9 protein-coding genes are annotated in these 12,541 nt (G+C 52.6%); 4 read left to right on the forward strand and 5 right to left on the reverse strand.

The features are described from left to right. Positions 1–20: 20 nt before the first annotated feature. Both H5P27_RS06355 and mce read right to left on the reverse strand, forming a co-directional pair. Complete coding sequence (locus tag H5P27_RS06355) at positions 21–1,574, reverse strand: acyl-CoA carboxylase subunit beta (RefSeq protein WP_185659529.1); 1,554 nt, start codon at positions 1,572–1,574, stop codon at positions 21–23. Between the two features lie 54 nt (positions 1,575–1,628). Beyond that, positions 1,629–2,030: a methylmalonyl-CoA epimerase gene (gene mce / locus H5P27_RS06360; protein ID WP_185659530.1), complete on the reverse strand. Its 402-nt coding sequence runs from the start codon at positions 2,028–2,030 to the stop codon at positions 1,629–1,631. 175 nt (positions 2,031–2,205) lie between these two features. On the opposite strand from mce, the gene H5P27_RS06365 reads away from it, so the two are divergent. The 3 genes from H5P27_RS06365 to meaB are packed head-to-tail and all read left to right on the forward strand — an operon-like array spanning position 2,206 to position 7,641. Then, the gene (locus tag H5P27_RS06365; RefSeq protein WP_185659531.1) at positions 2,206–4,329 is read left to right on the forward strand and encodes a methylmalonyl-CoA mutase family protein; all 2,124 of its coding nucleotides are present in this window, start codon (positions 2,206–2,208) and stop codon (positions 4,327–4,329) included. A 31-nt stretch (positions 4,330–4,360) separates the two neighbouring features. Then, positions 4,361–6,544, forward strand: coding sequence for a methylmalonyl-CoA mutase (scpA, locus tag H5P27_RS06370; RefSeq protein WP_185659532.1), 2,184 nt, complete (start codon positions 4,361–4,363; stop codon positions 6,542–6,544). Beyond that, positions 6,541–7,641 (forward strand): methylmalonyl Co-A mutase-associated GTPase MeaB, encoded by a 1,101-nt coding sequence (gene meaB / locus H5P27_RS06375; protein ID WP_185659533.1) that lies wholly within the window; start codon positions 6,541–6,543, stop codon positions 7,639–7,641. Before scpA ends, meaB begins: the two co-directional genes overlap by 4 nt. A 67-nt stretch (positions 7,642–7,708) precedes the next feature. On the opposite strand, the gene hemH is transcribed toward meaB, so the two are convergent. The 3 genes from hemH to eno all read right to left on the reverse strand — a co-directional run bounded on the left by hemH (position 7,709) and on the right by eno (position 11,143). Further along, positions 7,709–8,773, reverse strand: coding sequence for a ferrochelatase (gene hemH / locus H5P27_RS06380; RefSeq protein WP_185659534.1), 1,065 nt, complete (start codon positions 8,771–8,773; stop codon positions 7,709–7,711). Between the two features lie 120 nt (positions 8,774–8,893). Then, complete coding sequence (locus H5P27_RS06385) at positions 8,894–9,691, reverse strand: helix-turn-helix domain-containing protein (RefSeq protein ID WP_185659535.1); 798 nt, start codon at positions 9,689–9,691, stop codon at positions 8,894–8,896. A gap of 162 nt (positions 9,692–9,853) precedes the next feature. Then, positions 9,854–11,143 carry a phosphopyruvate hydratase gene (eno, locus tag H5P27_RS06390; RefSeq protein WP_185659536.1) on the reverse strand — a complete coding sequence of 430 codons (1,290 nt, stop codon included), beginning with the start codon at positions 11,141–11,143 and terminating at the stop codon, positions 9,854–9,856. A gap of 425 nt (positions 11,144–11,568) precedes the next feature. Here eno and H5P27_RS06395 point away from each other — a divergent pair, with 425 nt between their 5' ends. Next, the gene (locus H5P27_RS06395) at positions 11,569–12,540 is read left to right on the forward strand and encodes an AAA family ATPase (RefSeq protein WP_185659537.1); all 972 of its coding nucleotides are present in this window, start codon (positions 11,569–11,571) and stop codon (positions 12,538–12,540) included. The last annotated feature ends 1 nt before the right edge of the window (position 12,541 follow it).

Raw genomic sequence — 12,541 nt, forward strand, 5'->3', positions numbered from 1 at the left:
GATTGTGTATCCAGAAGTTATTACAGAGGGATGTTTCCGTGCTTCTTAGGTGGACGTGTATCTCTCTTGGAGAGAGTCAGACGAAGCGCTTGAGCTATCTTCGAACGAGTCTCGGCTGGCTCGATGACATCGGTGATCATCGCGTTTGCGGCAGCCTGGTAAGGCGATGCGAATTCGTCGTGGTACTCCTCGACTAGTTCCGCTGTGCGTTTGGCGGGATCCTTCGCCTCAGCGAGTTCCTTTTTGAAGAGAACGCCTACTGCGCCTTCAGCGCCCATAACGGCGATTTCCGCAGTTGGCCACGCGTAGACTACGTCCGCGCCCATGTCAGCTGAACACATTGCCAAGTATGCTCCCCCGTACGCTTTACGCATAATCAGAGTGATCTTTGGCACGGTGGCGGATGCATATGCGAAGAGCATCTTCGCACCGTGGCGAATGATGCCGCCGCGCTCTTGGGCTAGGCCCGGCATGAAGCCTGGGACGTCGACCAAGTTAACGATGGGGATGTTGTATATATTACAAGTACGGATGAAGCGCGCTCCCTTGTCGGAAGAGTCGATATCTAAAGTACCGGCCTTGACCTTAGGATTGTTGCCGATGATGCCGACTACGAGGCCGCCGATTCTTGCGAAACCAGTGATGATGTTTGGAGCGAATGCTCCCATGATTTCGAAGAAGTGGGCTTCGTCTACGAGGTAGGAGATAACCTCGTGTGTATCGAGTGGCATCTTGTTTGTATCCGGTACGACGTCGTTCATGCGAGTGTCGTGCGGGATTTCCCAGTTGGCATCCAGATTGTGTGGAGGATCGGAGATGTTGTTGCTTGGGAGGAAGGAGAGCAGCTCGGATGCGAGTTCGATGGCGTGCTTGTCGTCGTCCGCCACGATGTGGATGTTACCCGCTACGGAAGCGTGAGCCGAAGCGGTTGCAAACTGTTCGAGTGACGCGTTTTCGCCAGTGGCTGCCTTGATCACGCCAGGACCGCAAATGAACATGTTGGCATTCTTCTGCGTCATGATGATGAAGTCCGCCAGAGCAGGGGAGTAGGCTGCACCACCAGCGCAAGGGCCAGCGATGATCGCTACTTGCGGCACGACACCAGAGAGGAACACGTTCTTATAGAAAACTTGTCCGTATCCAGAAAGTGAATCAACGCCTTCTTGAATACGGGCTCCTCCGGAGTCGTTAACTGAAACGACTGGGATGCCCGTATCGTGAGCATAGTCCATAAGGTCGCAGATTTTCTTGGCGTGAATACGGCCAAGAGCTCCGCCGCCTACTGTGAAGTCCTGGCTGAAGGCGGCAACTGGTCGGCCATCGACGAAACCAGCTCCGCAAACGACGCCGTCGCCCGGAAGTTTCTTGTCCTTAAGTCCAAAGCGATGGCAAGAGTGGGCGGCGTGCTGGCCGAACTCCTGAAATTCGCCGTGGTCGAAAAGCGCCTTGAGGCGTTCGCGAGCCGAGAGTTGCCCCTTGGTCTTGCGTTTCTCCAACTTGTCTTTTCCGCCGGCCAGCTCAGCTGTCTTGCGCCGCTCGGAAAGGTCTTTCAACAATTTAGGGTTGATGCTCATTTTTAGAAGATTGTTTGGTGCGTTAGCGCGTTTGGCTTATCTTCGAAATTAGTTCTATTTGCTCATGCAGAGCTCGGTGAGAACGCCGTAGGTTGATTTTGGGTGGAGGAAAGCGACTAGCTTTTCGCCTGCGCCGTCGATGGGCACTTCATGGATCAGAGCTACGCCGCTGTCCTTTGCCTTTCCGAGCTGTCCGTTGATGTCGTCGGTACGGAAAGCGATGTGGTGGATGCCTTCTCCCTTCTTTTCGATGAACTTAGCGATAGGGCTGTCTGGGCTTGTAGCCTCGAGGAGCTCGATATGGACGTCACCCGCTTCGAAGAAGGCAGTTTTGACCTTCTGTGACTCGACTACTTCGGTGCCATGGAGCTCGAGACCGAGCGATTCTTCGTAGTAGCGAGAGGCCTTTTCAAGGTCCTTCACCGCAATTCCAATGTGATCGATTTGCTGAATCATTATATAAAGATAGGTTTGTCTTTAAATGAGACTTGACGATAAGAATTCCTAAAGTCAAACATTCTAACGTATCACATTAACTAATTTAACAATTTCCCTTTTCACTTCGTTGATTTTCGCGAGTAGCTTCACTGATAATACAGGTGAGGAGCTATAATGCAAACTGGTTTTCAATATGAGCACTGAAACTAACCAAGATCTTCTAAAAGATTTTAAACAAGCGACTTACGAAGAGTGGCGCACCGCGGCAGAAGCTCTGCTCAAAGGTGCTCCCTTCGAGAAGCGGATGCTGACGAAGACTCCGGAAGGAATCGTCTTGCAGCCGATTTATCGACAAGAGGACGTTGCTGAGCTGAATACTTCCGTTTGCGCCCCAGGCGAAGGGAATTTTGCGAGAGGCGCGGATGCTAGCGGCTACCTCGGAAATGCTTGGGAAATCGCCCAAGAGCAGCCGTACGGAGATCCGCAGACTTTTAATACCGCGCTTCTCAAGGATCTGGACGCAGGGCAAAGCGCCGTTAACACTTTGCTGGATGCGGCCAGCCAGCTCGGACTCGACCCGGACCAAGCTGAAGATAGCCAAGTGGGCGAGTGCGGTCTTTCGCTCTCGAGCTTAGCCGACCTGAAAGTGGCTTTCAGCGGCCTGAAGGCGGACTTCCTTCCTGTCTATTTTCAATCCGGTTGCGCGGGTCTTAGTACAGAGGCTTTGTTCGCAGCTTGGCTCAAAGACGAAGGCTTGAAGCTGTCTGAAGTTAAGGGCGGCCTTAACATGGATCCCTATGGCGTTTTGGCAGCACGAGGCAAATTGCCGGCGAGCTTGGATAGCCTGCTCGATGAGCTCGCATTGCTCGTAAAGTATAACGCTAAGAACGCTCCTGATTTTTCAGCGGCGGGTATCAGCGGCATCCCTTACCACGGCGCTGGAGCCAGTGCCACGGAGGAGCTCGCTAGTGTGCTCTCCACTGGAGTCGCTTACCTCCGCGAAATGGACAAGCGAGGCATCTCGGTCGATGAGGCGGCTAGCCAAGTCCGATTCACGCTATCGATCGGCGGCAATTTCTTCATGGAAATCGCTAAGTTCAAGGTAGCTCGCATGCTTTGGGCCAAAATCGTCAAGGAACTTGGTGGCAGTGAGTCGGCTTGCCGTATGGTGATTCATGCCCGTACCGGTATGGCGAACAAGACTCAGCTCGACCCGTATGTGAACATGCTGCGCGGTACGACTGAAGCTTTCTCGGCAGTGGTTGGCGGGGCGTCCAGCATTTGCGTTGGTTGCTTTGATGAAACGGTACGCATGCCGGACGATTTCTCGCGTCGTATCGCTCGCAATCTGCAAGTCATTCTGCAGGAAGAGTGCGAATTGACTCATGTTATCGACCCAGCGGGTGGATCTTGGTACATCGACTCTCTGACCTCCGAACTTTCCAAAAAAGCTTGGGAGTGTTTCCAAGAGCTGGAAGCAGAGGGCGGTATTCTCGCTTCTCTGAAGGGTGGCAAATGGCAGGCTAAGCTTGCCGAGACACGTAGCGCCAAAGAAACAGCATTGGCTCAGCGTCGCTCGAGCTTGATCGGCACCAATCAGTATCCAAACTTGGAAGAGAAGCCGCTGGTCGCGGAAGTGTTTACTACGGACGCGTTCAAGGCCAAGGTTCGCGAAGCAGCCAAGGCTGCCCGTTCCGCGAAGGATTGCGATTGCGCCAAAGCTGCGTTTGCCAAAGTGAGCGATGACGAAAAGGTCGACTTCCTGATTGGCAAGATCGAAGACGGAGCGACTATCGGTTGTATCACTAAGCTTTTCCGCGCTGATGCGGTTGAAGAAGTTCTCGAAGCTCCGCTTCCAAGCTGGCGTTTGGCACAAAATTACGAAGCTCTCAGAATGGCTGCTAGTGAGTATTGTGCAAAGACTGGATCTGCTCCAAAGATCTTCCTCTCGAACCTAGGTCCACTCAAGAAACACAAGATTCGCGCGGACTTCACTCGTTCATTCTTCGCAGCTGGCGGCTTCGAGTGTCAGTATGGAGAAGGTATTGAAGATGTAGATACAGGCGTGAAGGAGTTCTTAGATTCCGGTGCACGTATCGCAGTTATTTGCGGAACGGATCCTGACTACGTCGAAAAGGTTCCCGCCTTGGCTGCAGCCTTGAAGAAGGCGGCTCCAGAAATGAAGCTTCTTTTGGCAGGTTTCCCAGGAGACAACTTGGAAACATTTAAGGAAGCAGGGCTCGACGACTACATTTTCGTCAAGTCCAACAACTACGAAGTGAATAAGTCACACCTCGAGTGGCTCGGAGTCCTATAAGTTAAGAGCCTGTAACTCAGAATTGAATACAATGAAAACAGTAGATTTTTCAAAAGTAGCCCTCGAGGCAAATGACGCAGACGTGCCCGCTTCCAAATGGGAAGAATCTTTCAAGGCAGAAAGCGGCAAGGCTCCAGAAGCGACATCGCACGAGACGATGGAGCGGATCCCTGTCAAGCCTCTCTATACCAAGGTAGATTGCGAAGGTATGACTCACCTCGGCTTCACCGCCGGTTTGGCGCCGTTCCTTCGTGGCCCGTACGCCACTATGTATGTTTTCCGCCCATGGACGGTTCGCCAATATGCGGGCTTTTCCACAGCGGAAGAATCGAACGCTTTCTATCGCCGCAATATCGCAGCAGGTCAGCAAGGCCTCTCGGTCGCCTTCGACTTGGCGACGCACCGTGGATACGATAGCGACCACCCGCGCGTTTCTGGCGATGTCGGTAAAGCGGGTGTAGCGATCGACTCAGTCGAGGACATGAAGATCTTGTTCGACAAGATTCCTCTCGATCAAGTCTCCGTATCTATGACCATGAACGGCGCGGTTATCCCGGTGCTTGCGTTCTACATCGCAGCGGCTCTCGAACAAGGTTGCACGCTCGATCAGCTCAGCGGAACGATCCAGAACGATATCCTCAAGGAGTTCATGGTTCGTAATACCTACATCTATCCGCCAGCACCGAGTATGAAGATCATCGGGGACATCTTCGAGTTTACCTCGCAGAAGATGCCGCGCTTCAACTCCATTTCGATCTCCGGCTATCACATGCAAGAAGCGGGAGCGACCGCTGACCTTGAAATGGGTTACACTCTAGCGGATGGACTTGAATACCTCCGTAAAGGTGTGGATGCGGGACTCGATATCGACAGCTTTGCTCCACGTCTCTCCTTCTTCTGGGCGATCGGTAAGAACTTCTTCATGGAAGTTGCCAAGATGCGCGCGGCTCGTCTGCTTTGGGCGAAGTTGGTTAAGCAGTTTAACCCGAAGAATCCTAAGTCTTTGGCGCTTCGTACGCACTCGCAGACTTCTGGTTGGTCTTTGACTGAGCAAGATCCGTTTAACAACGTTGCTCGTACCGCGATCGAAGCTTTGGCGTCCGCTTGCGGACACACACAGAGCTTGCACACCAACGCCCTCGACGAAGCGATCGCTCTGCCAACTGATTTCTCTGCCCGTATCGCGCGTAACACCCAGCTCTTCCTTCAAGAAGAAACCGGCATTTGTAACGTGATCGATCCTTGGGGCGGTAGCTACTACGTCGAGTCCTTGACCAAGGAATTGATGGAAAAGGCTTGGGCCCATATCGAAGAAATCGAGTCCCTCGGTGGCATGACCAAGGCGATCGAGGAAGGTATTCCTAAGCTTCGCATCGAGGAAGCGGCGGCCCGTCGCCAAGCTCGTATCGATAGCGGCGCGGAAACGATCGTAGGTCTCAATAAGTTCCGTCTCGCGAAGGAAGATCCACTTGAGATCCTCGACATCGACAATTCCGCGGTTCGCGATTCGCAGATCGAGCGTCTGGCCGAGCTTCGTGCCAACCGTGACTCTGAGAAGTGCCAAGCGGCCCTCGACGCTCTTGCGGCTTGTGCTGCGGGCGGAGAAGGCAATTTGCTTGGATTGGCTGTTGAAGCTGCTCAAGCTCGCGCTTCTCTTGGTGAAATCTCCGATGCCATGGAAAAGACCTTTGGTCGCTATAAGGCCCAGATTCGCTCAATCTCTGGAGTTTACTCCAAGGAATTCGGACAAGGATCCGCTATGGAAGAAGTTAGCACACTCGTTGAAAAATTCGAAAAGCTTGAAGGACGTCGTCCTCGTATCATGGTCGCGAAACTCGGCCAAGACGGACACGACCGTGGAGCAAAGGTGGTATCAACTGCCTACGCTGACCTCGGATTCGACGTCGATATCGGACCGCTCTTCCAGACTCCTGAAGAAGCGGCCCGTCAAGCGGTCGAAAACGACGTACATGTGCTCGCCATGAGCTCCTTGGCGGCAGGTCACAAGACCCTGCTTCCAATGCTGGTCGAGGCTCTCAAATCGCATGGTCGCGAGGACATCCTTGTCGTATGTGGTGGAGTAATCCCTGCTCAGGATTACGATTACCTCTACGAGAACGGAGCGAGCGCGATCTTCGGTCCAGGTACGATCATTCCAGACTCCGCTAAGAAGATCTTGGAGACGTTGGTCGATACCTTGGAATCTGAGGCATGAGCGAGGAGGGTAAAACCCGACCGCCAGAATGGCATCCTAGCGATGCCGACAAATCTAAGTTTGCGGGCGAAGTAATGGCTGGAAAAGTCGAAGCTTCGCCCGCGATTAAGGTTGTTCGTAAGCCGCGTCGGCGTCCATTGGATGTCGACGAGCTTTATGAAGGGATTCTGGCAGGTAACCGAACCGCTTTAGCTCGCGGGATAACGTGCGTCGAGAGCGAAGCTCCGCGTCATCGCGTCATCGCTCGAGAACTCTTGAGGAGATGTCTGCCTCACTCTGGTGACTCTGTAAGGATTGGTATCACCGGCGTTCCGGGGGCTGGCAAAAGTCAGTTTTTGGAATGCATTGGCAAGATGCTCTGCGACGCGGATAAACGTGTTGCTATTCTCGCAGTCGATCCGAGTAGTTCCGTTACGGGCGGCAGTATTCTTGGCGACAAGACTCGTATGGAGAACCTCTGCCGGGACGAGCGAGCCTTTATTCGCCCGTCACCTGCGGGGAAAACACTTGGAGGCGTTGCGGCGAAAACTCGTGAATCCATCATTCTGTGTGAAGCGGCTGGATACAAAGTAATCTTCGTCGAAACCGTAGGTGTTGGGCAGAGCGAAGTCGCAGTTCGTTCGATGGTGGATTTCTTTTTGCTGCTTCAGTTATCAGGTGGCGGAGATGAACTCCAAGGCATCAAAAAAGGTGTCATCGAAATGGCGGATGCGATCGTAGTGAACAAGTCCGACGGCGATAACGTGCAGCGGACTAAAGTAGCCAGAGGCGAATATGCCAGGGTGCTACACCATTTGCATCCTTATACGGAGGGCTGGGAACCGCAGGCTCTTTGTTGCTCCGGGCTACATGGAACGGGCGTTTGGGAAATCTGGGAAATGGTCCTCAAATTCTGCGATAAGCTGAAAGCGGAAAATCGTTTCGAAGATATTCGCAGCAAGCAAAACGCAAAGTGGTTCCGTTCTTTGCTCGAGCAGAGAGTGCTCGAAGCGTTCTACTCGAAGCAAAAAGAGTCGGGCCTGTTTCTACAGCTCGAATCAGATGTAACCAATGGCCGGATACCTGTTATCGAAGCGGTCGATCAATTACTAGGTTAGGAGTAAGCTTGCCCGCAGTTTCGCTTTTCCTGTTTGGAGGGGCTTAGAACTGCGGGCAGGTTCTTAACTAGTCCAGCCAACCTTGAAGGTTGGCTTCCACGATTTTGGCGAGGGCTTCCATGTGGGCGTCGTCGTCGTTCAGGCAAGGGATGTAAGTGAACTCCTCGCCTCCGGCTTCCTCGAAGCTTTCTTTGATCTCCTCGTTGATTTCTTCTAGGGTCTCAATGCAGTCCGCCGAAAAGGCAGGAGCGCAAATGGCGATGCGCTTCTTTCCGGCCTTCGCGAGTCGGGCGACTTCCTCGACGGTGTATGGCTGGAGCCATTCTTCAGGACCAAATTTCGACTGGAAAGTCGGGACGACCTCGATGTCATCCCATCCGAGTCTTTCGCGGAGAAGATCTGTCGTAGTCAGGCACTCGCAGTAGTACGGGTCGCCTTCGTAAACATAGCGCTTAGGCACGCCGTGGTAGGAGCAAACCAGAACGTCGGGTCGCGTCTCGAGTTTGTCGATCGCCCTTTCTACCGATTTGGCGAGGGCGTCGATGTACATCGGGTTTTCGTAATAGGGTTCTACCGTGCGGGCGATGGGTTGCCATTTGATGGTCATCAAGGCCTTGAAAAAGGCGTCACAAGCGGTGCCGGAAGTCGCTCCAGCATATTGTGGATAAAGGGGTAGAAATAGAATGCGTTGGCAGCCTTGAGCCCGAAGCGCTTCGACTTTCGATTGGGTGGAAGGATTTCCGTAGCGCATGCAGAATTCGACTCTGACGTCATCGCCGTAGCGTTCCGCCATCAGCTCGGCCATCTTTTTGGTCTGGTCCTTGGTGATGGTCATGAGCGGACTTTCGTTTTGCTCGTGATTCCAGATGGACTCGTATGCCTTGCCGGAGGCGAATGGGCGTCTGGTCAAAATGATTAGCTGCAGGAGCGGTTGCCAGAGTAGAGGGGAGTAGTCTATGACGCGTCGATCAGAAAGGAACTCGCTCAAGTAACGGCGCATGGCCCAGTAGCTGTAGTGGTCTGGCGTGCCGAGGTTTGCCAAAAGGATCCCTACGCGATCGACCCTTAAATCGGTGCAGCTTTTTGATGAATTATCTGAATCAGGTGATGGTGTAGCCGTTTTTTCGCTCATTCGAGTTTTGGTTATAGGTCGGGAGACGGATGGGTCATCAACAAAGTTGCGAATAACCTACAGTTTTTGAACGGGGAGTTCAGTGAACTTGTTCACTGATTGGCGATTTGATGAGCCAATTCAAAGAGTACGGCCGAGGCGCAAGCTTTCTGGGGACTGCCCGAGTCTGGAAGTGAATAGTTCTCGAAAGAAGGTTAGATCGTCGTAGCCGAGGTTGATCGCGATTTCCTCGATGGGCAGACTGGACTGTTGGATTTGCCGTTTTGCTTCCTCCATGCGGCGGCGAATAACGTAGTGGATTGGAGGCTCGTTCATCATCCGTTTGAATGAGCGAGCGAAACTACCAGCGGTCATTTCCGCTTCCGAAGCCAGATCGGCGACCGTCCACTTTCGAGCGAGGTCGTTCTCGATTGCGTAGAGCGCTTCGTAGGTGCGGGAATCGAAATTACCCGAATGGTGAGTCGCTTCGGAAACGATGATACGAACGAGCATCTTGATGGCATCTTCGAACAGAGTGTCATGGGGCTGGCGCGATGCGACCAGTTCGGCGAGCGGTTCTAGATTTCGAACATTGCGAATGAAGAGACTTTCGAAGTTCTGACCGACTCTTTCTGCGTCTTCTTGGGATGTATCCAAGTTTTGGAACTGAGCTAGGAAAAGGAAGAGCGGGTAGGACGGGTTTTGTTGAGCCTCGATTTTGGAACCGGGCTTTAAGAAAAAGCAAAGGCCTTGTCTCAAATCGATCTGCTGATCGTCGACGGTTAGTTTACCTCGCCCATCTAGAATTAGCAGGATGGCGTGGTCCGAAAGCGACTCTACTTTCCAGCTCCAAATTGGTTCGCAGCGGTAAAGGATCGGAGCGGTCGTGAGCTCTAGCTTACTGTGGTCGAGAATCGACTGTAAGGAGTTGGGAGGCATCTCAGAAGAATCGTAGGCCGAAGATCCGTTTTGTCGAATAGCGATCTGCGAATTGCAGCCCGCCAAAGTGTTTTGCGGAGAAATAGATTCGCCACGAAAAAGCCCGACGCAATGAAGCGTCGGGCTTGAAAGTGTAGTTGCTTTTTGAAGCTCTGAAGCGAACTAGTAACCGTACTTTGCGTTGTCGCCGAGCTGCTCTTCGATGCGGAGGAGCTGGTTGTACTTGGCGATACGGTCGGAACGGCTGAGCGAACCAGTCTTGATTTGACCGGAGTTCGTTGCAACAGCGAGGTCAGCGATAGTCGCGTCTTCCGTTTCACCTGAACGGTGAGAAGTCACGGAAGTGTATCCAGCGCGGTGAGCCATCTCGATTGCGTCGAGTGTTTCGGTGAGGGTACCGATTTGGTTGACCTTGATGAGGATAGAGTTACCTGCGCCGAGCTTGATGCCCTTGGAGAGGTAGTCTACGTTGGTTACGAAGAGGTCGTCACCAACGAGCTGGCAAGTGTCACCAAGTACCTTGGTTACTGCAACCCAACCATCCCAGTCGTTTTCGTCCATACCGTCTTCGATAGAGTCGATTGGGTACTTGTCGCAAAGCTCCTTGAGGAATGCGGCTTGCTCGTCGGATGTGCGCTTGGCGGCACCTTCGCCTTCGAACTTGGTGTAGTCGTAAACGCCGTCGGAGAAGAATTCGGAAGAAGCGCAGTCGAGAGCGATGGAAACGTCTCCACCTTCGGACTTGCGGCCTGGCTTGTATCCAGCGTCCTTGACGGCTTGGATGATGGACTCGAGGGCATCTTCAGTTCCATCGAGAGTTGGAGCGAAGCCACCTTCATCACCTACTGCGGTGGAGAGGCCGCGCTTCTTGAAGATTGCCTTCAGCGCGTGGAATACTTCAGCACCCATGCGGAGGCCTTCCTTGAAGGAAGAAGCGCCAACTGGGCGGATCATGAATTCCTGGAACGCGATCGGAGCGTCCGAGTGGGAACCGCCGTTGATGATGTTCATCATTGGCACTGGAAGAGTCTTAGCGTTCGGTCCGCCGATGTACTGGTAAAGTTCGAGGCCGGAAGCTTGAGCGGCTGCTTTGGCAACAGCGAGGGATACGCCGAGGATTGCGTTCGCGCCGAGCTTACTCTTGGTCTTTGTTCCGTCGAGGGCGAGCATCGCCTTGTCGATAGCAACTTGGTCGCAAGCGTCCATGCCTTCGATTTCTGGAAGGATAAGTTCATGGATGTTGTCCACAGCCTTGCTTACGCCCTTTCCGAGGTAACGGTCCTTGTCTCCGTCGCGAAGCTCGAGAGCTTCGTGCTCGCCGGTGCTGGCTCCGGATGGCACAGCTGCGCGGCCGATGATTCCAGAAGCGAGTACTACGTCTACTTCGACTGTTGGGTTACCGCGCGAGTCGAGGATCTCGCGAGCGTTGATGTCTATGATATCGGTCGTCATTTTCTTTTGTGATATTTAACGATTTTCCGGCGGGCAGATCCCGACGAAGGGCTGGAACTTATGACCGCGCTTCGGGGAAATGCAAGCATGGTGAATGCAACAATGGCATCCTTCTAATATTTGTTGAACGGAATTGCCGAAATGCCGGTTTTGAGGGGTTCTAAGGCTCAGTTTTTCTGCCCCAAAGAGTCCAAATTACAGTTTCTAGGCCTGAGTAATAGTCTGGTCTAATTTGATGGATTAGCCTAAGTTTTCAAAGCATGTTTTCTAATCCGTGGAGAGCTTGAAAGATCATTCGTTTTTGATGTTTTTTAGGGAACGTCTCTGGTTGATCCGGGCACAATAGGGTAAACATCGCGGTGGGGATGCCGATATAAGTGTGTCTGAACCTCCTGAGCTAAATAGTTAATTTCTAAGATCTTGTGATGAGCGAATTCCTGACCAACAGCGCCCTAAACCAATGCCGCGATACTTTGAAACGGTTGCAGACTGCTATTGGTAGCCGGATTAAGGGTAAGGAACACGTTATCGATCAGGCACTTATCAGCTTGGCGGCAGGTGGCCACGTTTTAATCGAAGACTTGCCTGGTGTGGGAAAGACCACTCTCGCCTATTGCTTAGCGAGGGCAATGAACACGGAGTTTAAGCGTATCCAGTTTACCAGCGACCTCCTGCCAACTGATGTTACGGGAATCTCAATTTACGACGAAAGGGATAGGGAATTCCACTTCAAGCCGGGTCCAATCTTTTCCAACATCGTATTAGCGGACGAAATCAATCGGGCGACTCCCAAGACGCAGTCCAGCCTTTTGGAGGTGATGGACCATGGGAAAGTTACGGTCGATGGAATCACGCACGAAGTTGGTTCTCCGTTTATGGTAATCGCCACTCAAAATCCCGTGGACTACGAAGGCACATTCCCATTGCCGGAAAGCCAGATGGACCGGTTTCTGATGCGTTTGCAAATGGGGTATCCGGACCCGGAAAGCGAAATCGAAATCCTGGCGGAAAAGAGCGAAGGCTACGACGAGTTGAAGATGCAAGATGTCGTCGACGCCGCGGATATAGAACACATCCAGAAAACCGTGCCGAACATCTACCTCGAGCGTTCAATTTTGGAATACCTTCTGAAATTGATCACTGCCACTAGAACAGAGAGTGAATTTAAATCAGGTGTTAGTGTTCGAGGAGGCATCGCTCTCAAAACTGCGGCCCAAGCCAGAGCTCTCTATCTCGGAAGAGATTTTGTGCTACCGGAGGATGTATCCCAAGTTGCTAAACCTGTTATGTGTCATCGTCTGAATCTGCGCCGACCTTCTTCGGATGCTTTGGAAGAAAGACGCATGGTTGAAGGCATTTTGTCTCGGTTAATAGATTCGGTTCCGCAACCGAAGTAAA

Origin of the sequence: Pelagicoccus albus, from assembly GCF_014230145.1 — a bacterium.
GTDB classification, from domain to species: Bacteria; Verrucomicrobiota; Verrucomicrobiia; order Opitutales; family Opitutaceae; genus Pelagicoccus; species Pelagicoccus albus.